Raw genomic sequence first — 22,321 nt, 5'->3', positions numbered from 1 at the left:
CTGAAACACGCGCGCACCCTTGAGGCTGAAAGGATTTTGTCTATGGCGGGCTTTCGCCCATAATTGTGCTTTTCGCGTTTTCGATTGTCCGCAGAGGTCCCATGGAGCAATTTCGTAATATCGGCATCATCGGTCGCCTGGGCAGTTCCCAGGTGCTGGATACCGTCCGCCGACTGAAACGCTTTCTGCTCGATCGTCACCTGCACGTGATCCTCGAAGACACCATCGCCGAAGTCCTGCCGGGCCATGGCCTGCAAACCTCGTCGCGCAAGATGCTCGGCGAAGTCTGCGACATGGTCATCGTCGTTGGCGGTGACGGCAGCCTGCTCGGCGCCGCGCGGGCGCTGGCCAAGCACAATATTCCGGTACTCGGGATCAACCGGGGCAGCCTCGGTTTTCTCACCGACATTCGTCCCGATGAGCTGGAAGTCGAAGTGGCCAAGGTGCTCGACGGCCACTATCTGGTAGAAAACCGTTTCCTGCTGCAAGCCGAAGTCCGCCGCCACGCCGAGGCCATCGGCCAGGGCGATGCGCTGAACGATGTGGTGCTGCACCCGGGCAAATCGACGCGGATGATCGAGTTCGAGCTGTACATCGACGGCCAGTTCGTCTGCAGCCAGAAGGCCGACGGTCTGATCGTCGCCACCCCGACCGGTTCCACCGCTTACGCGCTGTCGGCGGGTGGCCCGATCATGCATCCCAAGCTCGACGCCATTGTGATCGTGCCGATGTACCCCCATATGTTGTCGAGCCGGCCAATTGTGGTCGATGGCAACAGTGAGCTGAAAATCGTCGTGTCGAAAAACATGCAGATTTACCCGCAAGTCTCCTGCGACGGGCAGAACCACTTCACCTGCGCGCCGGGCGACACCATCACCGTCAGCAAGAAAGCCCAGAAGCTGCGGCTGATTCATCCGCTCGACCACAATTACTACGAAGTCTGCCGGACCAAACTCGGCTGGGGCAGCAAGCTGGGTGGTGGAGGCGACTGATGCTCGATCCCGCGCGCAGTTATGACTTGATTGGTGACGTGCACGGATGCGCCCTGACCCTCGAACACTTGCTTGACCGTCTCGGTTATCACAAGCAGGGCGGGGTCTGGCGGCATCCATCGCGCATGGCCGTGTTCGTCGGCGACATCATCGACCGTGGCCCGCGAATCCGCGAGGCATTGCACATCGTCCACGACATGGTCGAGGCCGGGCAGGCGCTGTGCATCATGGGCAACCACGAATTCAACGCACTGGGCTGGAGCACGCCGGCGCTGCCGGGCAGCGGCAAGCAGTTCGTCCGTGAGCACACGCCGCGGCACGCGCGCCTGCTGCACGAAACCCTGACCCAGTTCGAAGACCATCCGGGCGACTGGCATGACTTCCTCAACTGGTTCTACGAACTGCCGCTGGTGGTTGATGCCGGACGCTTCCGTGTGGTGCACGCCTGTTGGGATACCAGCCTGATCGAACCATTGCGCGGGCTGTTTCCCGATGCGCGCATCGACGAGCATTTTCTCCAGGCCTCGGCCGTGCCCGGCAGTTTCGCCTGCACGGTGTTCGACCGCTTGCTGCGCGGCACCGACATGCGCCTGCCGGATGGCCTGACCATGACCAGCGGCGACGGTCTGGTGCGTTCGTTTTTCCGTACCAAGTTCTGGGAAGACGATCCGAAAACCTACGGCGACATTGTCTTCCAGCCAGATGCACTGCCTGAGCCGGTGGCGCAGAAGCCGCTGACCTCCAGCGAAAAAAACAACCTGCTGCGCTACGGCATCGACGAGCCGTTGTTGTTCGTCGGGCATTACTGGCGCAGCGGCAAACCGGCGCCGATCCGCCCGAACCTCGCGTGTCTGGATTACAGCGCGGTGCTCTACGGCAAACTGGTGGCCTATCGTCTGGATCAGGAAACACGCCTGGATCCGCATAAATTTGTCTGGGTCGATGTCGAGCGGCCGGAGGTGCTGCAATGAGTGCGGTAGCGGTATTGCGTCTGCCACTGGCGGTGGATTTGAGTGGTTTCGTCAAGCTGCTGCAACGGATGCAGGTGCCGCATCGGGTCAGTGAAGAGGCGGGCGAGCAAGTGCTGTGGGCGCCAGCGGAAATCAGCGAAGACGTACGTTCGCTGTACGAGCGCTTCCCGGCCGGCGATCCCGATCAGCAACTGGACATCCCGCTGGCGCCGACCTTCAAACGCCCGAGCTTCGCCGAGCAACTCAAACACGCCAAGGCCACCGGATTGATCCTGCTGCTGAGCCTGCTGGTCGGTGGCCTGACCTATCTGGGCGACAACCTCGAAACGATCCGCTGGCTGACGTTCCTCGACTTTCGTGTGGTCGGCGAGTACATCCAGTTCACCCCGCTGGCCGACAGCCTGGCGGCGGGGCAGTGGTGGCGCCTGTTCACGCCGATGCTGCTGCACTTCGGCATCCTGCACCTGGCCATGAACGGCATGTGGTACTGGGAGCTGGGTCGGCGCATCGAGTCACGTCAGGGCAGCATCAATCTGCTCGGTCTGACCCTGCTGTTCAGCCTGGTGTCGAACTACGCGCAGTTTGCCTGGAGCGGCCCGAGCCTGTTCGGCGGCTTGTCCGGCGTGCTTTACGGACTGCTCGGCCACTGCTGGATTTTCCAGTTGCTGGCACCGAACCCGGCGTATCGCCTGCCACGTGGCGTGCTGGTGATGATGCTGGTGTGGCTGGTGATCTGCATGTCCGGACTGGTCTCGATGATCGGGTTCGGCCAGATCGCCAACGCCGCCCACGTCAGCGGGTTACTCATCGGATGCTTCACCGGTTTGTTGGGCGGTTTGTATAACCGCCGTAAACTGGCCGCCTAACATTTCAGTGAATAAAGAGCACGGAGACCCAGATGTCCTCTTTTAACGACATGATCAAAAACATAACCCCGGACATCTACGAGAGCCTGAAACTGGCCGTGGAAATCGGTAAGTGGTCCGACGGTGGCAAACTCACCGCCGAACAGCGCGAGCTGTCGCTGCAGGCGATGATCGCCTGGGAAATCCAGAACCTGCCTGAAGACCAGCGCACCGGTTACATGGGCCCGCAAGAATGTGCGTCGAAGTCGATCGAAGTACCGAACATCCTGTTCAAGTCGGATGCCATCCATTGATCGAGATTGGCCGCGGTGCAATCAGCAAAATGTCGGCGCGCCTGGACGGGCCGAACGTGCAATACGCGTTTCGTCTGGATGACGTCGAGGTGCCGGTCAACCCCATGATCGGCACCACGGTGCGTCTGGAGTACCTGGGGGCGATTCATTGCACCTATTGCGGGCGCAAGACCAAAACCAGTTTCAGCCAGGGTTACTGCTACCCGTGCATGACCAAACTGGCCCAGTGCGACCTCTGCATCATGAGCCCGGAGCGCTGCCACTTCGAGGCCGGCACCTGCCGTGAGCCAGCGTGGGGCGAAAAATTCTGCATGACCGATCACGTGGTCTATCTGGCCAACTCGTCGGGGATCAAGGTTGGCATCACTCGTGCTACCCAGTTGCCGACCCGCTGGCTGGATCAGGGCGCGAGTCAGGCGCTGCCGATCATGCGCGTCGCCACACGTCAGCAGTCGGGCTTCGTCGAAGACCTGTTCCGCAGTCAAGTGGCCGACAAGACCAACTGGCGCGCCTTGCTCAAGGGTGATGCGGCGGCGGTGGATCTGGCGCAAGTACGCGATCAGCTGTTTGAAAGCTGCGCCGAAGGCTTGCAAGGTCTGCAACAGCGATTCGGCCTACAGGCAATTCAGACGATTGCCGATGTAGAACCGCTCGAAATCCGCTATCCGGTCGAGCAATACCCGGCCAAAATCGTCAGCTTCAACCTGGACAAGAACCCGATTGCCGAAGGCACGCTGCTGGGGATCAAGGGTCAGTACCTGATTTTCGACACCGGCGTGATCAACGTTCGTAAATACACGGCCTATCAACTCGCCGTGCATCAATAAGGATTCCAGCATGCGCACCGAACAACCGAAGATGATTTACCTGAAGGACTATCAGGCGCCCGAGTACCTGATCGACGAGACGCACCTGACCTTCGAGCTGTTCGAGGACCACAGCCTGGTCCACGCGCAACTGGTGATGCGCCGCAACCCGGAGCGTGGCCCGGGCCTGCCGCCACTGGTACTCGACGGCCAGCAGCTGGAACTGCTGTCGGTGACCCTGGCCGACCAGGAACTGGGCGCCGGCGATTATCAGCTGACTGAAAACACCCTGACCCTGCAGCCGGCCAGCGCCAGCTTCACGGTCGACACCAGCGTCAGAATCCACCCGGAAACCAACACCGCGCTGGAAGGCCTGTACAAGTCCGGCACGATGTTCTGCACCCAGTGCGAGGCCGAAGGCTTCCGCAAGATCACTTATTACCTCGACCGCCCGGACGTGATGAGCAAGTTCACCACCACGGTGGTCGCCGAGCAGCACAGCTATCCGGTGCTGCTGTCCAACGGCAACCCGATCGCCTCCGGCCCGGGCGAAGACGGCCGGCATTGGGCGACCTGGGAAGACCCGTTCATGAAGCCGGCGTACCTGTTCGCGCTGGTGGCCGGTGATTTGTGGTGTGTCGAAGACACCTTTACCACCATGACCCACCGTAATGTCGCGCTGCGCATTTACGTCGAGCCGGAAAACATCGACAAGTGCCAGCACGCGATGAACAGCCTGAAGAAGTCGATGCGCTGGGATGAAGAGGTCTACGGTCGCGAGTACGACCTGGACATCTTCATGATCGTCGCCGTCAACGACTTCAACATGGGCGCGATGGAGAACAAGGGCCTCAACATCTTCAACTCCAGCGCCGTGCTGGCCCGCGCCGAAACCGCCACCGACGCGGCGCACCAGCGGGTCGAGGCGATCGTCGCCCACGAATATTTCCACAACTGGTCGGGCAACCGCGTGACCTGCCGCGACTGGTTCCAGCTGTCGCTCAAGGAAGGCTTCACCGTATTCCGCGACGCTGGTTTCTCTTCGGATATGAACTCGGCCACGGTCAAGCGCATTCAGGACGTGGCGTACCTGCGTACCCACCAGTTCGCCGAAGATGCCGGTCCCATGGCCCACGCGGTGCGCCCGGACAGCTTCATCGAGATCTCCAACTTCTACACCCTGACCGTGTACGAAAAGGGCTCGGAAGTGGTCGGCATGATTCACACCCTGCTGGGCGCCGAAGGCTTCCGCAAGGGCAGTGACCTGTACTTCGAACGCCACGACGGCCAGGCCGTGACCTGCGACGATTTCGTCAAGGCCATGGAAGACGCCAACGGTGTCGACCTGACCCAGTTCAAGCGCTGGTACAGCCAGGCCGGCACACCGCGTCTGGCGGTCAGCGAGTCCTACGACGCTGCGGCGAAAACCTACAGCCTGACCTTCCGCCAGAGCTGCCCGGAAACCCCGGACAAAGTGGAAAAACTGCCGTTCGTGATCCCGGTCGAACTGGGCCTGCTCGACAGCAAGGGCAACGAGATTGCCCTGCGTCTGGCCGGTGAAGCGGCAGCGCAAGGTACCAGCCGTGTGATCTCGGTGACTGAAGCCGAGCAGACGTTCACCTTCGTCGACATCGCTGAACACCCGCTGCCATCGTTGCTGCGTGGTTTCTCGGCGCCGGTCAAACTGAGCTTCCCGTACAACCGCGACCAGTTGATGTTCCTGATGCAGCACGACAGCGATGGCTTCAACCGCTGGGATGCCGGTCAGCAACTGTCGGTGCAAGTGCTGCAGGAATTGATTGCCCAGCAGCAGAAGGGCGAAAGCCTGGTGCTCGATCCGCGTCTGATCTCGGCGCTGAAAACCGTGCTGTCCGATGAGTCGCTGGATCAGGCCATGGTCGCTGAAATGCTTTCGCTGCCGAGCGAAGCGTATCTGACCGAAATCAGCGAAGTGGCAGATGTCGAGGCGATTCACAGCGCCCGCGAGTTTGCCCGCAAGCAACTGGCGGACAACCTGTTTGAAGCGCTGTGGCTGCGTTATCAGGCCAACCGCGATTTGTCGAAGCAGACGCCGTACGTGGCCGAGGCCGAGCACTTTGCCCGTCGTGCACTGCAGAACATTGCGCTGTCGTACCTGATGCTCAGCGGCAAGCCGGAAGTGTTGGCCGCTACGCAAGAACAGTTCGAAAACAGCGACAACATGACCGAGCGTCTGACTGCGCTGGCGGTGCTGGTCAACTCGCCGTTCGAAGAACAAAAGGCCAAAGCGCTGACAACTTTCGCCGAGCACTTCAAGGACAACCCGCTGGTCATGGATCAGTGGTTCAGCGTGCAGGCCGGCAGCACGTTGCCGGGCGGTCTGGCACGGGTGAAGGCGTTGATGCAGCACCCGGCGTTCAACATCAAGAACCCGAACAAGGTGCGTGCGCTGGTCGGTGCGTTTGCCGGGCAGAACCTGATCAACTTCCACGCCGCCGACGGTTCGGGCTACCGCTTCCTCGCGGATCTGGTGATCGAGCTGAACGGTTTCAACCCGCAGATCGCCTCGCGGCAACTGGCGCCACTGACCCGCTGGCGCAAATACGACAGCGCCCGTCAGGCGTTGATGAAGGCTGAGCTGGAGCGGATTCTGGCTTCTGGGCAGTTGTCGAGTGATGTGTACGAAGTGGTCAGCAAAAGCCTGGCGTAAGTAGGGATAAGATCAGACCTTGTGGGAGCGGGCTTGCCCGCGATGGCGGCATCAGATTCAACGTTGAAGTTGACTCATCTACCGCTATCGCTGGCAAGCCAGCTCCCACAGGTTTTTGCGTTTTCTGTTATTTCAGATCAAACCGATCCAGCTCCATCACCTTGGCCCATGCCGCCACGAAGTCCTTCACAAACTGCTCCTTCGCGTCAGCACTCGCATACACCTCGGCCAGCGCGCGCAAAATCGCGTTGGAACCAAACACCAGATCAACCCGCGTCGCCGTCCACTTCACGCCGCCGGTCTTGCGGTCGCGTCCTTCGAACTCGTCTGCCGCCGCTGAGGTCGGCTTCCACTCCACGCCCATGTCCAGCAGGTTGGTGAAGAAGTCGTTGCTCAGCGTTTCAGTGCGCGAGGTGAACACGCCATGCCGGCTCTGTCCGACGTTGGTCCCCAATACCCGCAGACCACCGACCAGTACGGTCATTTCCGGAGCGGAGAGGGTCAGCAGTTGGGCCTTGTCGATGAGCAGGGCTTCGGCGGAAACGGTGTATTTGCCTTTGCTGTAGTTACGGAAACCATCGGCAATCGGTTCAAGGAAGCCAAACGACTCGACATCGGTTTGCTCCTGAGTCGCATCGGTTCGACCTGGATTGAACGGCACCGACACCGAGTGCCCGGCGTTTTTCGCCGCTTGCTCGACCCCGGCGTTACCCGCCAGCACGATCAGATCTGCCAGCGACACTTTCTTGCCGGATGAGCCGGCGTTGAACTCGTTCTGAATGCCCTCAAGGGTTTTCAGCACCTTGTCCAGTTGCTCCGGCTGATTGGCCTGCCAGAATTTCTGTGGGGCCAGACGCAGACGGCCACCGTTGGCGCCGCCACGCTTGTCGGAACCACGGAAGGTTGATGCGGCGGCCCATGCGGTGGACACCAGTTGCGACACCGACAGCCCGGACGCCAGCACTTTGCTTTTCAGCGCGGCGGCATCGTTGCTGTCGATCAGCGGGTGCGTGGCCTCAGGAATCGGGTCTTGCCACAGCAGTTCCTCGTTCGGCAGTTCCGGGCCGAGGTAGCGCGACAGTGGGCCCATGTCACGGTGGATCAGCTTGTACCAGGCGCGGGCGAAGGCGTCCGCCAGTTGGTTCGGGTTGGCCAGAAAGCGTCGAGCGATCGGCTCGTAGATCGGGTCGAAACGCAGCGCCAGGTCGGAAGTGAGCATGGTCGGCGAGAGCTTTTTGCTCGGATCGTGCGCATGGGGAACGGTGCCCGCCCCGGCGCCATTTTTCGGTTTCCACTGGTGCGCACCGGCCGGACTCTTGAACAGTTCCCACTCGAAACCGAACAGGTTTTCCAGGTAGTTGTTGCTCCACTGGGTCGGGGTGGTGGTCCAGGTGACTTCGAGGCCGCTGGTGATGGTGTCGGCGCCTTTGCCGGTGCCGAATGCGTTGCGCCAACCGAGACCTTGTTCTTCCAGTCCGGCCGCTTCCGGCTCAGGCCCGACATTGTCGGCAGGGCCAGCGCCGTGGGTCTTGCCGAAGGCGTGACCGCCGGCGATCAGGGCCACGGTTTCTTCGTCGTTCATGGCCATGCGGCCAAAGGTTTCGCGGATATCGCGACCCGAGGCGACCGGATCGGGATTGCCTTCCGGGCCTTCCGGGTTGACGTAGATCAGGCCCATCTGCACGGCGGCCAGCGGGTTTTCCAGGTTGCGTTCGCCCTGATCGGTGCGGCTTTCCTCTTTGCCATGCAGATCCGGTTCGGCCACCAGTGTGCCGTCCCCGGGTTCTTGCATGGCTGACTTGTCTTTGCCGTAACGGCTGTCGCCACCGAGCCATTCGCGTTCCGAACCCCAGTACACGTCTTCATCCGGCTCCCAGACATCGGGACGGCCGCCGGAGAAACCGAAGGTCTTGAAGCCCATGGATTCCAGTGCGACGTTACCGGTGAGCACGATCAGGTCGGCCCAGGAAATATTGCGACCGTATTTCTGCTTGATCGGCCACAGCAGGCGCCGGGCCTTGTCGAGGCTGACGTTGTCCGGCCAGCTGTTGAGCGGGGCGAAACGCTGCTGGCCGGAGCCGGCGCCCCCGCGCCCGTCGGCGGTGCGATAGGTGCCGGCACTGTGCCAGGCCATGCGGATGAACAGTGGGCCGTAGTGACCGAAGTCGGCTGGCCACCAGTCCTGCGAGTCGGTCATCAGCGCGCGCAGGTCTTGTTTCAGGGCCTGGAAGTCCAGGCTCTTGAAGGCTTCGGCGTAGTTGAAGTCCTTGCCCAGCGGATCGGACTTGGGCGAGTGCTGGCTGAGGATCTTCAGGTTCAGTTGATTCGGCCACCAGTCACGGTTTGTCGTACCACCACCGGCAGCGTGGTTGAACGGGCATTTCGATTCATTTGCCATGTTCGGATCCTTATCAGGTCTTGTGCGGCCGGCTCATGCCGACTTCGGACTAGTAAGGCTAGACCCGACTCGGGCAACCAGCTAATAGGCCGACTATTGGAGGTTGATAGGCGCAGTCTTTCAGCGTTTTCGCCTATTGCGCAGGCTGGATGATTGTCTGATTCGACCCTGAAATCCCCGTGCTTGAGGGCTTGCTGCAAAACGGATTGCGAGAATCGTGATGACAGAAAGAAATGTTATTGTATAACATAAAAAAGATTTCATTCTGTTTCTGCCAGCGTTACTCGCCAAACGCCGGCAGCGATCTCATTTTTCTGCTCATGGAAGTTCTGAAATGCCTGCCCGTTCCCAACCCCTTCAACGACGCCTGGCTCCTCTGGCCGCCGCGCTGCTTGTTGCTTCACCCGTGTTCGCCGCCGAGCCGCTCGAACTGCAACCGCAAGTCATCACCGGCAACCCGCTGGGCGGTCAGAGCCTGGCATCGCCCTCGACCGTCCTCAGCGGCGACGACCTCACGTTGCAGCAGAAGGGCAGCCTCGGCGAGACGCTGAACAAGCAGCCCGGTGTGTCCTCGTCGTACTTCGGCCCGGGCGCGAGTCGGCCGATCATTCGCGGGCAGGACGGTGACCGCATTCGCATCCTGCGTAACGGCGTCGGCGCGCTGGACGCCTCGTCGCTGTCCTACGATCACGCGGTGCCGCTGGACCCGGTCAACGTCGAGCGCATTGAAGTCGTCCGTGGCCCGGCGGCGTTGCTGTACGGCGGCAGCGCGATCGGCGGGGTGGTCAACACCTTCGATAACCGCATCCCCACTGAAGCCATCGAAGGCATTCACGGGGCCGGCGAGTTGCGTTACGGCGGTGCCGACACCACCCGCAGCAGCGCGGGGAAACTGGAGGCCGGCAACGGTCAGTTCGCCTTGCACCTGGACGCCAGCGCCCGTGAATTCAATGACCTGAAAATTCCCGGCTACGCCAAGACCGGCACGGCACGCGCCAACGACGACGGCGACTCGCGCAAGCATCGGCTCGCCAACAGCGATGGTCGTCAGGATGGCGGTGCCGTCGGCAGTTCCTACACTTGGGATGACGGTTACGCCGGGCTGTCCTACAGCAATTACGATTCGAACTACGGCTCGCCCGCCGAAGACGACGTGCGCATTCGCATGCAGCAGGAGCACTACGCGTTCGCCTCGGAAATGCGCAATCTCGACGGGCCGTTCAGCTCGATCAAACTCGATGCCGGCTACACCGATTACCAGCACCGCGAAATCGAGGGCGGTGAAGTCGGCACCACCTTCAAGAACAAGGGTTACGAAGCTCGGGTCGAGGCTCGGCATCAGCCGCTGGGCCCGTTCAACGGGGTGATCGGCGCCCAGGTCAGCCGCAACGAATTCTCGGCACTGGGCGAAGAAGCCTTTGTGCCGCACACCGATACCGACGCTGGCGCACTGTTCATTCTGGAAGAGTTGCAAGCCACTGAGCGCTTGCTGTTCACCCTCGGCGGACGCCTCGAACACACCAGCGTCGACCCGGACGCCAAAGGCAATGAGCGCTTTGCCAATGCCGACCGCTCCAGCAGTTTCACCGCCGGCAGCCTGTCGTCCGGCGCGGTGTACACGCTGACGCCGATCTGGTCGGTCGCCGCGACATTGGGCTACACCGAACGCGCGCCGACGTTCTATGAGTTGTACGCCAACGGCGCCCACGTCGCGACCGGCACCTATGAAGTCGGCGATGCCGGGCTGTCGAAAGAAAAAGCCGTGTCCAGCGACCTCGCATTGCGCTTCGACAACGGCACGCACAAGGGCAGTGTCGGTGTGTTTTACAGCCACTTCTCCAACTACATCGGCTTGCTCGGCACGGGCCGTACACTGAATGACGAAGGCGAAGAGGATGCTGGCGGGATTCCCGAATACACCTACTCGGGTGTGCGTGCACGTTTCAGTGGCATCGAGGCGCAGGATCGCTGGACGCTTGGCGAAAATGCCTACGGCAAATTTGCTTTGGAGCTGTCAGGCGATTACACCCGCGCCAAGAATCTCGACACCGGCCAGGACCTGCCGCGCATCGCGCCGCTGCGCTTGAACAGTGGTTTGCTGTGGGAACTGGATCGCTGGCAGGCGCGGATCGATATCGAACACGCCAGCTCGCAGCATCGTGTGCCAGACAACGAAAGCAGCACCGACGGCTACACCACGCTGGGCGCCAATGTGGGTTATCACTTTGATGTCGGCCAGAGCAAATGGCTGGCCTTCGTCAACGCCGAGAACCTGACCAACCAGACCGTGCGTTACGCCAGTTCGATCCTGCGTGATATTGCACCGGCAGAAGGGCGCAGCATTCAGGTCGGGTTGCGCACGACGTTCTGATAGCCCTTCGCCCCCCTGAAGGAGCTGCCGCAGCCTGCGGCAGCTCCTGCACGGGCATCAGCTTGATTGTGCGGTGTCATTCTCCGGCAGTGCATCCAGCGGATTTTCCTGCCCCGGCAACTCGGTGATCACACTGAAATCCGTGACCTCGACCGCGCCCAGTCCATAGCCGGCTCATACATTGTCGCAAACTGCTTTGATACCGCATTTAATTGTCTTTTTTAAACTTCTTATTTCGATTTCAGCTAATAACCTGTCAGTTATGACAGTAGCGCCCAAGATAATTGAGGCATAGCTTTTCAATCGCAGGCAACCGCCTTCAAACGGATCGGAGCGCATCGACATGCAAAATTCAAATAAATCAGAAAAGCAAATTTTCGACCTGATTAATGAAAATCACCATCAATATAAAGGAACGTTTAGTGCACACGTTGATGGAAGAGAGTTCATGGTCGCGAAGACAAACTTGCTTTTTCATACGGCAGATAAGGACTATTTCATTGTTGGGGCTGATGATTACAACCACAACGTCGTTACCTTCTGCGTTCCACAGGACTTGATAAAGGACGGCCCTCACCAGGTGAGATGGTACGAAGGTGGGCTGGTTTGGAGCGTTAGGATCTCAAACGTGTCTCACGTTATTAAACAAGGACTGGCAAATGTCACGTTCTTACGGACAGGCGAAAATCGATCCGGTGTTTCAGGTGACATCGATTTTGTTTTGCCTGATGGAAAGACAGTTACAGGTAAATTTGAAATTAAGCGTCTTTAGTAAATGCCAAGGGACGGATCCAACCAATCCGTCCCCTCCCTGATTTCAACTCGATTGCATCGTTTCATCCTCCGGCAGCGCATCCAGCGGATCTTCCTGCCCCGGCAACTCGGTGATCACACTGAAATCCGTCACCTCGACCGCACCCAGTCCATAACCCAGCAAGTGGAACGAAAACGCCTTGCGCTGTTGCGGGTTGTCGAAGCTGAAATCCATCTCCAGCGGCTGGTCCGCCGTGGCGACCATCTCGGTCGGCAGGCCCAGTTGCACGTCCTGTTCGAACTCCTTGGCCTTGAGCTGAATGTACGCCGCCTGCTGCGGGTCCACCGAGCGCACGGTCAGGCGCACGCGGGTGTGCGAGCCCTTGGGCATTTCCAGGTACTGCGCGCCGATCAGGTTGTCGGCCCAGTCATCGTTGATCTGTGCCTGCAGCGGGATGACGTTGTTGCTGCCGAACTGGTAACGCTGATTGAGCGGGGTGCGCAGCAGCGACAGGTCCAGCGCCATGGCCCGCGCGGCAATCTGCCGGGCCTGCTGGCTGCTTTCATTGCCCTTGAAGGTGGCCCGCTCGGCAATGAACCCGGCGCTTTCGTAGTAGCGGCAACGGCGCGGCATGTCGCACTCGGAGAAGATCCCCTGACCATTGTGGTAGCGCAGTTTGCCGTTGGTGTAGGACATGATTTCGCGCCCGCTGTCGTAGTCGCGAAACAGCGAGCGGCCGCTCAGCGCCGTCGGCACGGTCAAGTCGAAATAGTCGAGGATCGATGCGCTCAGATCGACATGACCGTACACCCCGGCATTCAGTCGCGGCAGTTGCTCCTGTTCGGGTGCCAGCGTCAGGTTGAAGCCCCACGACGACGCCAGACGCACGCCGTCGATGCCGTGGGATTCGTCCGAGGTGATCACCACCAGCGTGTCCCTGAGCACGCCCTGGCGTTCGAGGCCGCTGAGGAACTGCTCCAGCGCATCGTCGAGATAACCGACAGCGGCCTGCTTCGGCGTCTCGTAGCGAGCCAGATAGTCTTCCGGTGCGGAGTAGGGCTGGTGGGTGCCAACGGTCAGCAGGGTGAGCATCCACGGTTGCTTCTGCTGCTTCAGTTGACCAACGTAATCCAGAGCGCCTTCGAAGAACGCCTTGTCATCCTTGCCCCACGGAAACTCCAGATAGTTGGCGTTAGAGAACCATTCCAGGCCGTGGGTCGCATCGAAACCGATGTGCGGCATGATCTTGTCTTTGGCCATGAAACGCAGACCGGCGCCTTGCAGGTAATGAGTGCTGAAGCCGTTCTGCCGCAGTTGCGCCGGCAGGCAGGCCTGATTGCGCTCCTGCTGAGTGAGCATCTCCACGCCTTTGGGCGTGCCGTTGTTGAGCTTGTCGTAATCGCCACAGAGCATGGCGTACAGGCCGCGAATGGTCTGGTGCGTATGCAGCACGTAATCCGGGGTGTTCATGCCGCGCTCGGCCCAGCGGCTGAGGTTGGGCATCAGGTCTTCCTGATAATGGCTGCCGATGGCCTCGCGATTGGCGCGGATGTACGCGCCGGGAATGCCTTCCAAGGCGATGATCAGCACGTTGCGCGCCTGCCCCGGCGCGGCCAGCAGTTTGTGGCCATTGAGATCCAGATCGGTCAGCCCGGCCATCTGTGGCGCGGCGGGTTCGACGTCACCGTCCAGCCATTCCTCGGCCTGCAACTGCAGATCGGCGACTTGCGAGGCAAGCAACTGATGCGGCAGGTTGTACAGACGCCACGGATCTTCCTCGCTCGGCCACTGGTTTTGCACGCCCCAGTGCGCGGCGAACAGCAGCGCCGGTGCGGCCCACACGGCACGGGGCAGGGCAGCAGCGGGCTGCGCGCGATTGGCGAAACGCGTCAGCAACCAGAGCAGCAGCGCCAGCAACAGGGCCACGCCCAGCGCCGGATGGGCAAAGCCGCCACCGGTGGAGTTTTCCACGAACTGCGGGTCAATCAGGTAATGCAGGTCGGCAGGATTCGGCAGCCGGCCGACAGCGCTGACCAGCTCCGCCGTCGCCACCGCCAGCAACCCCCAGAACAGCAGCAACGGCAACGCCAGCCACCACGCACGGCGATGCAGCAACAGCACCAGCAAACTGCCAATCGCCAGGTCGGACAAATAGCCCAGCGGCGACGACCAGCCCAATGCAGCGCGCAGGCACACCGGTACAATCAGTACCAGCAGAATCAGGGAAAACAGGCGGGCATGCGGTTGCCGCAACCAACGCAAAAGAACGCTCACAAACACAGACCTTCCAGCCATCAAACCGTCATAAAAGTGTGCGCGATGATACCAAGGGTGGGCTGCGTGATCGCCCTTTTAAACGCGTGGCTGATCTGCTCGCACAGACACGGCGCAGGGCTTGAGGCCGTGACCAGCGCTGGTGTCAGCCCGCTAGTGACTGACGCACAACGTGTAACCGATGGCAGATTTATTGTTTCAGGCTGTTTAAATCAGCGCATGACGGCCCATGCGAGCGTGCTATGGATATTCGATAACGGTATTTAATTTCTGTTTTTTATAGCGATAGAGTTCGGCCTTTCAGCCAAATCCACCCTGCTGCGAGGTTGTCATGGCCACACCGTTCAAACGTTCTGCGCTGACCCTGTTGGCCGCATCTCTGGCGAGCAGCATGCTGTTCAGCAGCGGTGCGCAGGCCGAAGGCAAGATCAGCATCGCCCAGCAATTCGGCATCGGTTATCTGATTCTCGATGTGGTTCGTGATCAGCAACTGATCGAAAAACACGGCAAGGCGCAGGGGCTGGAGATCAAGGTCGACTGGAACAGCATTTCCGGCGCCACTGCCATGAACGAAGCACTGCTCACCGGTGCGCTGGACGTGGTCTCCGCCGGGGTGCCGCCGATGCTTACCGTGTGGGATCGCACCCGCGGCAAACAGAACGTCAAGGCCATTGCCTCGCTCGGCTCGATGCCCAATTACCTGCTGACCAACAACCCGAATATCAAGACCCTGAAGGACTTCAGCGACAAGGATCGCATCGCCGTACCCGCAGCGGGCGTGGGGTTCCAGTCGCGGACCCTGCAGATCGAAACGGCCAGGGAGTTCGGCAATGACCAGTACAAGAAATTTGACGACATCTCGGTCAGCCTGCCGCATCCGGACGCCACGGCGGCGCTGATTGCCGGCGGTTCGGAAATCAACGCGCATTTCTCCAGTCCGCCGTTCCAGTATCAGGCGCTGCAAAACCCCAACGTGCACAAAGTGCTGAGTTCCTACGACGTGCTCGGCGGTCAGGCCACCTTCAACGTGCTCTACACCACGGAAAAATTCCACGACGACAATCCCAGGACCTACAAGGCGTTCTACGATGCGCTGGCCGAAGCGGAAAAAATCATCAAGGCCGACAAACCCGCCGCCGCCCAGGCGTACATCCGCGTCGAACAGTCGAAGCTGCCGCTGGCGCTGGTCGAGAAGATCGTCACCGATCCGGAAATCGACTTCACGGTGGTGCCGCAGCGCACGTTCATCTATGCCGAAAAACTGCAGGAACTGGGCGTGCTGAAGAACAAGGCCGGCAGCTGGAAGGATTACTTCTTTGAAGAGGCGCATGGTGGCGCGGGGAGTTGATGCATAAAAACAGCCGCTGAGCGGCGGCTGCCGGAGTTGAGTGATCAGGACTGCAAGGCTTCCATCAACACCTGCACCAGTTGGCCACCCTCAGGGGTTGCCCAACTGCCGGCCAGTTCGGCGATCAACTGATTGGTCGTGGTCAGGGTCACCCCCCCTTTGTCCATGCGGCGCAAGGCGATATCGTCGGCCATGACGCTCGGCGATCCGCCGCCATCGGCAACCACCTGCACTTCATAACCGTCGCGCACCAGACTCAACGCCGGGTATACCGTGCAGACGTCGTTGGTGACCCCGGCAATAATCAGCTTCTTGCGTCCGGTCGCCTTGACGGCGCCGGCAAAGTTTTCATCATCCATGGCGTTGACGATGCCAAGGCGTTTGACTCGTGCGGCGAACTCGGCAGGCAGGATCGTCTCAAGTTCGCTGAGCAATGGACCCTGAGCGTATTCCTCCATACTCGACGTCAGCACCACCGGCAGTTTGAGAATGCTTGCGGTTCTGGCGAGCATCAGGGCATTGCGTTTGAGTTCTTCGAACGGAATGGATTTCACCCAGCCCATGGTGCCCACCTGATGGTCGATCAACAGCAGGGCAGCATTATTGGCACTGAATTTCTCGTAACTCATGGTATCTCTCCTGGCAGATGTTACGGGGCACGGCGCCCCGGTCGATGGAACGGTTCAACGGGGTTGCAGAGTTCCGAACTCACCGCGCTGATAGGCCGCAACCGCCCGGCTCAGCGCGTCTGACGAGGCAAGTGCCAGCGGCCCCTGCCAATACACCGGTTGATGCAATGGCACACCACGAAACACCACGGCGTGGGCGGGCGCATCTGTAGCCCGCAGGGTGATGCTGTGCGCTTCGCCGATGGCCAGGCTCACGGGTACCTGCGCGTTGTCGATGGTGAAACGCTGGTCGTCGATCCAGATGTCGCCGTCGATTGGCATGACGAACGCCGACTCGCCGCTGGCAACGGGAATCCGCACTTCGTGCCTCGGCTTGATGCTGATATCGAGCAGGCTTACGTCGGTCGGCAGATCCAGCGGCGAGCGGGTGTCGAGAAAGGCACCCAGTGGCACCCGGATTTCGGCCCCCGGCAAACGCAAGACCGGCACGTCTTCAGGGGCAAGACTGAGGGCAAAAGGCGCAGCCTCCTGAAATGCGAGCGGCAAATTGATGAAAATTTGCAGCATGTGTACGGTCTTGCCGCTTTCGTTCGGGACCTCTTCGTGAACGATGCCTTTGCCGGCGGCTGTCCAGTGCAGGCCGCCCGGTCGAATCAAGTTGCGGTTGCCCAGCGAATCACGGTTGTCGATTGCGGTTTGCGAGTCGGCAAACAGATACGACACCGCGCTGAACCCAGCGTGTGGGTGGGGCGCAAACGTCGGCCCGCTGATCCACGCATGGTCTACGGCAAGAAACGGGTCGATGCTGACACCCGGCTGCCCGCCGTGCAGAGAAAAGGCACGGAAATGGCTGCCGTGACGCATGGACTTCAAGGAGGCGCGGGCGGACATGGCAGACTCCTTACACTTGGCTCAATGTCGGATAGTCGATATAGCCCTTGGCGCCCGGGGTGTAGAACGTATCTTTGTCCGGTGCATTGAGTTCGGCACCGAGACGCAGACGCTCGGGCAGATCCGGGTTGGCAAGGAACGCACTGCCGAACACCACAGCATCCGCTTGTGCGTTTTCGATCAACGCCTGGGCGGCGGCTTGATCGAGTCCTCCACCGATCAAGTAGCGACCATCGAAGAGTGGCCGCAGCAACGCGTGATAGTCGGTCTTGGCGCCAAACAAGGCGACGTGCAAATAAGCAAGGTCGAGACTGTGCAGGTGCTCGACCAGATAGGTGTACGTTGCTTGTGGGTCGGCATCGATGATGTCGTTGAAATTCATCTCGGGGGAGATTTTCAAGCCCACGCGATCACTGCCAATTTCCGTGGCAACTGCCGCCAGCACTTCGAGGAGGAACCGCGCGCGGTTTTCCACCGAGCCGCCATATTCATCGCTGCGCTGGTTGCTGCCAGAGGAGAGAAACTGCTCTGGCAGATACCCGGAGGCCCCATGCACTTCAACACCATCGAAACCGGCCTCAATCGCCCGGCGAGCTGCCTGACGGTAGCCTTCAACCACTGCGGCAATTTCGACCACGCTCAGTGCATGCGGCGTGACGAAGTCTTGCAGGCCATTCGAGGTCCAGGTCTGACCAGCCGGTTTGATCGCCGACGGTGCCAGGGGCAGGGCGCCGCGGGGTTGCAGCGACGGATGGGAGATTCGTCCACTGTGCATCAATTGCATGAAAATTCGGCCGCCTTGAGCATGCACCGCGTCGGTGACCTGTTTCCAGGCGCTGACCTGTTCGTCGGTCTCGATCCCGGGAGTACGCACGTAGCCTTTTCCCGTCGCCTCGGGATACACGCCTTCACTGATGATCAGGCCGGCGCCGGCGCGCTGCGTGTAATAAGTGGCGACCAGATCACTGGGTACGCCGTCGTCATCGGCACGGGATCGAGTCATCGGCGCCATCACCAGACGGTTCTCAAGTACAACGCGACCCATCTGGACGGGCGTGAATAGCGAACTCATTTTGCTGCTCCTCGGTAATTGATGTGGCTATCATTGATCAATCCGTTTTCGGGATAAATCCGCTAAAGATGAAATGACTATTCCACTCATGGAGCAATTTCCGTGGAGCTTTTGAACGATATGGCGCTGTTTGTGGAGGTAGTGAAGGTGCGCAGCTTTCGTCGCGCGGCCGAGGCACTGGGCATGCCCAATTCGACTCTATCGCGGCGCATCAGCGGCCTTGAAAAGGCCATTGGCCTGCGTTTGCTACATCGCACCACGCGCAAGCTTGAACTGACTGAAGCCGGGCAGCTGTACTTTGACCGCTGCAAGCGGATCGTCGAGGAGGCGCGCCTGGCGCACGAGCAACTGGGTGAAATGCTGGCGCAGCCCAGTGGACTGTTGCGCGTGTCGATGCCGGTGGATTTCGCTAACGTTTATCTGGCACCGCTGATCGCCGAATTTGCCGGGAATTACCCGGGCATCAGCTTCGATTTCGACCTTACGCCACGCCAGGTGGATCTGGTCAGCGAGCCGGTGGATGTCGTGATCCGCATGGGTGAGCCGGCGACGTCCAATCTGATCGCCCGCAAGCTCACCACGTTACGACGCGGGTTGTATGCATCACCGGGGTATCTGCAGCGTTTTGGTACGCCGCGGCAACCGAGTGATCTGGTGAAGCACGAGTGCTTGCGTTTGCGCACGCCAAGGCCGGACAACTGGATCCTGTCTACGGCCGGAGAGACGATTGAAGTCGAAATCGCCGGACGCTTTCAGCTCAACAGTGTCGGCATGCTCAGGCGCCTGGCCATGCTTGATCAGGGAATCGCCGTGTTGGCCGAAGGCATTGCCGCCGAAGATCTGGCCAGCGGCGCGTTATGCCGGGTGTTGCCAAAGTGGCAGTCCAGTTCAATTGCGGTATACGCACTGACGGAAACCCGCTTGTTGCCGGCCAAGACCCAGCGTTTCATCGAGTTTTTGCGTGAGCGGCTGGTGGATGCCTGAGGATGTTGTCGGCGCCAACCTGAAGCTGTTCACCTGGAAAACCGTACTGATCACCCTTGGGCTGTGGACAGTGGTCAACCTGATCACTGGTTGGCTGGGGTTCTTTGCGGCGGCCGGTTATCTCGGTTATCGCTGGAGTCAGGTGTTGAAGCGCAAGCAGCAGTTGGCTGCGGCGCCCGTGGAGAAAACTGCGGCGGCACCGCGCTCGGGGATGTCGAGAGAAAGTGTGCGCAACGCACTGGCTCGCAAACGCGGCTGACTTGCGCAATAAAAAGGGGCGACCTGATCATCAATCAGGCCGCCCCTTTTTATTGCCGCGCAGTCAGATCAATGCATCTTGCTGTGATCGTGACCTTCCATGTGCGTCAGCGCACGGACTTCGGCTTTGACTTCGACGGTTTCCTTCTCGCCCTTGGCGTTTTCCACGGTCAGGGTCAGCGGCACGCTTTCGCCTTCCTTGAGCTGAGCGGTCAGGCCCATCAGCATCACGTGGTAGCCGTTCGGGTCGAGGCTGACCGCTTTGCCGGCCGGCAGGTCGACCGATTTGACCGGGCCCATGCTCATCACGTCGTTCTTCATGGTCATTTCGTGGATCTGTACATCTTTGGCCACTGGCGAGGCCACGCTCAGCAGTTTGCTGTCGCTGTCGGCGGTGACGGTCATGAACGCGCCGCTGGCCGATTGGGTCGGCACGGTCGCACGCACCCAGGCGTCGTCGACCTTGGTCTGAGCGCTGGCCTGAAACGCCAGGCCCAGCAGGGACAGGGCGAAAACGGCGCGTTTGATGTTGTTCAAAACGGGGTGCATCAGCAGACCTCCATAACGGTGAGCAAATCTTCCGTGCACTCTTGTGCCGAAAGCGATACAGACAGACCCAGGCGCAACTGGCCGCGCGAGTCGTAGACGTAACTGGTGGACGTGTGGGAGATCGTGTAGGTATCGCCCGCCGGGACCTTCTCGTAGAACACGTCGAATTCCTTGGCCGTGGCCTTGGTTTCCTCGACGGTGCCGTACAGCGCGACGAAGCTCGGGTCGAAGGCTTTGACGTAGCTGTCGAGGATCTGCGGAGTGTCGCGTTCCGGGTCGAGGGTGATGAAGATCACCTGCAGACGGTCGCCGTCCTTGCCCATCAGTTTCTTGATTTGCGCGGCGCGGGCGAGGGTGGTCGGGCACACGGCCGGGCATTGGGTGAAGCCGAAGAAGATCATCGGCATCATGCCGCGAAAGCTCGACAGCGTCATGGTTTCGCCGTCGGTGTTCTTCAGCTTGAAGGTGCGCCCGAGGATCTTGTCGCTCAGGTCCTTGCCGTACTTGTACGACAGTTGGCCACGGGTGTCGCAGCCGGCGAGCAGGCCCAGGCCCAGCACGCCCATTCCCGCAAGCACCTTGCGGCGAGTCAACAAAGCCGTCATCTAATACCGCCTTTTGCAGCCCGTCAGTCGGCAGGACTGGCGGGGGGTTAACCGTAAAAGCGGCGCATGATACCAAACTGACGGCAGACGCCGGCCACGGATCGCTGCGTGGCGCAGGATCGGGCGACAAAAGGTGTAAGAAAAAGTGACGGGGGGCTAATTAAAACTCGCCTCATCGGCCCGCCAGCCGCCGCCCAGCACGATGTACAGGTTGACCTCGGCGACCAGTTGCGCGAGCCGATCGGTGATCAGCCCCTGCTGTGAACTGAACAGCGAACGCTGTGCATCGAGAAACGTCAGGCTGCTGTCGACGCCATTCTGATACCGATGCTGCGCCAGGTTGTAGTAGTCCTGAGTGGCCTGCACCAGATCGCGTTGCGCCTGCAATTGCTGCTGATAAGTGCTGCGCGCCGCCAGGCCATTGGCGACTTCCTGAAATGCGGTCTGAATCGATTTCTCGTATTCGGCGACTGCGACGTCTTTCTGCAATTTCGAATAATCCAGGCTCGCGCGCAGGCTGCCGGCGTTGAAAATCGGCAGGTTGATTTGCGGCTGGAACGTCCAGGCGCCGGAGCCGGCGCTGAACAGCCCGGACAGATCGCGGCTGGAGGTGCCGGCACTGGCGGTCAGGCTGACACTGGGGAAAAACGCCGCGCGCGCCGCGCCGATATTGGCGTTGGCCGCCTTCAGTTGGTACTCGGCCTGGAGAATGTCCGGGCGCCGTTGCAGCAGATCCGACGGCAACCCCGCCGGCAGTTGCCGGATCAGATCGCTGGCCAGTGGTTGCGCCGGCAGTTGCTCGGGGACTGGCGCGCCGACCAACAGCGTCAGGCTGTTGAGATCCTGCGCCACCTGGCGTTTGTAGCGCGCCAGATTGGCTCGCGAACTGTCGACGCTGGTCTTGGCCTGCGCCTGTTCCAGCGCCGAAGACTTGCCGGCGTCACGGTTGCGCGTGGTCAGGCGCAGGCTCTGTTCATCGGCGGCGAGGGTCTGGCGCGTCAGTTCGAGCAACTCCTGATCGGCGCGCCAGGTCAGGTAGGCATTGGCGACGTTGGCCACCAGACTCAGCTCGGCACTGCGCCGCGCCTGCTCGGTCGCCAGCCAGGTTTGCAGCGCCTGCTCGCTGAGGCTGCGCACCCGGCCGAAAAAATCCAGCTCATAGGCACTGACGCCGAGATTCGCCGCATAGGTCGAATTGATCATGGCTTTGCTGCGGGTCACGCTGGGCGGCAGGCGTTGGCGCGACTCGCTGGCATTGGCCGACACTGCCGGCAGCAGATCGGCGCGCTGGATCCGGTACTGCGCCTGGAACGCCTCGACGTTCAGCGCCGCCACGCGCAGGTCGCGATTGTTCAGCAGTGCGCTTTCAATCAGCTGTTGCAGCGCCGGGTCGTTGAACAGCGTGCGCCAGTCTTCAGAGCGCGCTGCGGCGGTTGTCTGTGTCGGGTAAATCGCGCCTTGCGGGTACTGCGCCGCGCTCGGTGAGGCCGGACGCTGGTACTCGGGAATCAACGAACAACCGGCCAACAGGACGGCGAGGGACAGCAGGGACATGCGCAACATCGAACGCT

19 protein-coding genes are annotated in these 22,321 nt (G+C 60.6%); 11 read left to right on the top strand and 8 right to left on the bottom strand.

What is annotated here, in order from left to right:
- Nucleotides 1-101: 101 nt before the first annotated feature.
- Genes OC71_RS08700 through pepN form a run of 6 tightly spaced genes read left to right on the top strand, consistent with a single transcriptional unit; the run spans nt 102 to nt 6,617 of the window.
- Nucleotides 102-992: an NAD(+) kinase gene (locus OC71_RS08700; protein WP_003224174.1), complete on the top strand. Its 891-nt coding sequence runs from the start codon at nt 102-104 to the stop codon at nt 990-992.
- A complete protein-coding gene (locus tag OC71_RS08695) occupies nt 989-1,963 on the top strand; it encodes a metallophosphoesterase (protein ID WP_371260368.1) in 975 nt (324 codons plus the stop codon). Before OC71_RS08700 ends, OC71_RS08695 begins: the two co-directional genes overlap by 4 nt.
- A complete protein-coding gene (locus OC71_RS08690) occupies nt 1,960-2,829 on the top strand; it encodes a rhomboid family intramembrane serine protease (protein ID WP_041067247.1) in 870 nt (289 codons plus the stop codon). Before OC71_RS08695 ends, OC71_RS08690 begins: the two co-directional genes overlap by 4 nt.
- A 32-nt stretch (nt 2,830-2,861) precedes the next feature.
- Complete coding sequence (locus OC71_RS08685) at nt 2,862-3,122, top strand: YeaC family protein (protein WP_003224178.1); 261 nt, start codon at nt 2,862-2,864, stop codon at nt 3,120-3,122.
- Entirely contained in the window at nt 3,119-3,949 is an 831-nt protein-coding gene (locus tag OC71_RS08680; RefSeq protein ID WP_041067244.1) for a DUF2797 domain-containing protein, read from the top strand. Before OC71_RS08685 ends, OC71_RS08680 begins: the two co-directional genes overlap by 4 nt.
- A gap of 10 nt (nt 3,950-3,959) precedes the next feature.
- Nucleotides 3,960-6,617, top strand: a complete 2,658-nt coding sequence (gene pepN, locus OC71_RS08675; protein WP_041067241.1) for an aminopeptidase N — start codon at nt 3,960-3,962, stop codon at nt 6,615-6,617.
- 127 nt (nt 6,618-6,744) lie between these two features.
- Here pepN and katG read toward each other — a convergent pair whose 3' ends face one another.
- Complete coding sequence (gene katG, locus OC71_RS08670) at nt 6,745-9,015, bottom strand: catalase/peroxidase HPI (RefSeq protein ID WP_041067239.1); 2,271 nt, start codon at nt 9,013-9,015, stop codon at nt 6,745-6,747.
- 334 nt (nt 9,016-9,349) lie between these two features.
- Here katG and OC71_RS08665 point away from each other — a divergent pair, with 334 nt between their 5' ends.
- On the top strand, nt 9,350-11,386 hold the full coding sequence (locus OC71_RS08665; protein WP_041067236.1) for a TonB-dependent receptor: 2,037 nt from the start codon (nt 9,350-9,352) through the stop codon (nt 11,384-11,386).
- A gap of 343 nt (nt 11,387-11,729) precedes the next feature.
- Nucleotides 11,730-12,158: a hypothetical protein gene (locus tag OC71_RS08660; protein WP_152620439.1), complete on the top strand. Its 429-nt coding sequence runs from the start codon at nt 11,730-11,732 to the stop codon at nt 12,156-12,158.
- A gap of 45 nt (nt 12,159-12,203) precedes the next feature.
- Here the strand turns inward: OC71_RS08660 and OC71_RS08655 are convergent, their stop codons facing one another.
- Nucleotides 12,204-14,435 (bottom strand): LTA synthase family protein, encoded by a 2,232-nt coding sequence (locus OC71_RS08655; protein ID WP_152620438.1) that lies wholly within the window; start codon nt 14,433-14,435, stop codon nt 12,204-12,206.
- A 310-nt stretch (nt 14,436-14,745) separates the two neighbouring features.
- Here OC71_RS08655 and OC71_RS08650 point away from each other — a divergent pair, with 310 nt between their 5' ends.
- Nucleotides 14,746-15,762, top strand: coding sequence for an ABC transporter substrate-binding protein (locus OC71_RS08650; protein ID WP_041067230.1), 1,017 nt, complete (start codon nt 14,746-14,748; stop codon nt 15,760-15,762).
- Between the two features lie 44 nt (nt 15,763-15,806).
- On the opposite strand, the gene OC71_RS08645 is transcribed toward OC71_RS08650, so the two are convergent.
- From OC71_RS08645 to OC71_RS08635, 3 genes are read right to left on the bottom strand one after another with little or no spacing between them, the layout of a single operon-like run.
- The gene (locus tag OC71_RS08645; RefSeq protein WP_041067227.1) at nt 15,807-16,391 is read right to left on the bottom strand and encodes an isochorismatase family protein; all 585 of its coding nucleotides are present in this window, start codon (nt 16,389-16,391) and stop codon (nt 15,807-15,809) included.
- A 54-nt stretch (nt 16,392-16,445) separates the two neighbouring features.
- A complete protein-coding gene (locus OC71_RS08640; RefSeq protein ID WP_041067224.1) occupies nt 16,446-17,282 on the bottom strand; it encodes a pirin family protein in 837 nt (278 codons plus the stop codon).
- 10 nt (nt 17,283-17,292) lie between these two features.
- Nucleotides 17,293-18,354, bottom strand: a complete 1,062-nt coding sequence (locus OC71_RS08635; RefSeq protein ID WP_041067221.1) for an alkene reductase — start codon at nt 18,352-18,354, stop codon at nt 17,293-17,295.
- A gap of 102 nt (nt 18,355-18,456) precedes the next feature.
- Here OC71_RS08635 and OC71_RS08630 point away from each other — a divergent pair, with 102 nt between their 5' ends.
- Both OC71_RS08630 and OC71_RS08625 read left to right on the top strand, forming a co-directional pair.
- Nucleotides 18,457-19,338, top strand: coding sequence for a LysR family transcriptional regulator (locus OC71_RS08630; RefSeq protein WP_041067218.1), 882 nt, complete (start codon nt 18,457-18,459; stop codon nt 19,336-19,338).
- Nucleotides 19,331-19,597 carry a hypothetical protein gene (locus OC71_RS08625; RefSeq protein ID WP_174377184.1) on the top strand — a complete coding sequence of 89 codons (267 nt, stop codon included), beginning with the start codon at nt 19,331-19,333 and terminating at the stop codon, nt 19,595-19,597. Before OC71_RS08630 ends, OC71_RS08625 begins: the two co-directional genes overlap by 8 nt.
- A gap of 68 nt (nt 19,598-19,665) precedes the next feature.
- Here OC71_RS08625 and OC71_RS08620 read toward each other — a convergent pair whose 3' ends face one another.
- From OC71_RS08620 to OC71_RS08610, 3 genes are all read right to left on the bottom strand, one after another.
- Entirely contained in the window at nt 19,666-20,145 is a 480-nt protein-coding gene (locus tag OC71_RS08620; RefSeq protein ID WP_041067215.1) for a copper chaperone PCu(A)C, read from the bottom strand.
- Entirely contained in the window at nt 20,145-20,750 is a 606-nt protein-coding gene (locus tag OC71_RS08615; protein ID WP_041067212.1) for an SCO family protein, read from the bottom strand. Before OC71_RS08615 ends, OC71_RS08620 begins: the two co-directional genes overlap by 1 nt.
- A gap of 156 nt (nt 20,751-20,906) precedes the next feature.
- Complete coding sequence (locus OC71_RS08610; RefSeq protein WP_041067209.1) at nt 20,907-22,313, bottom strand: efflux transporter outer membrane subunit; 1,407 nt, start codon at nt 22,311-22,313, stop codon at nt 20,907-20,909.
- Nucleotides 22,314-22,321: the final 8 nt, after the last annotated feature.

It is taken from the genome of Pseudomonas sp. W15Feb9B (genome assembly GCF_000828175.1).
GTDB lineage: Bacteria > Pseudomonadota > Gammaproteobacteria > Pseudomonadales > Pseudomonadaceae > Aquipseudomonas > Aquipseudomonas parakoreensis.
This window is presented reverse-complemented; position numbering and strand designations above follow the sequence as displayed.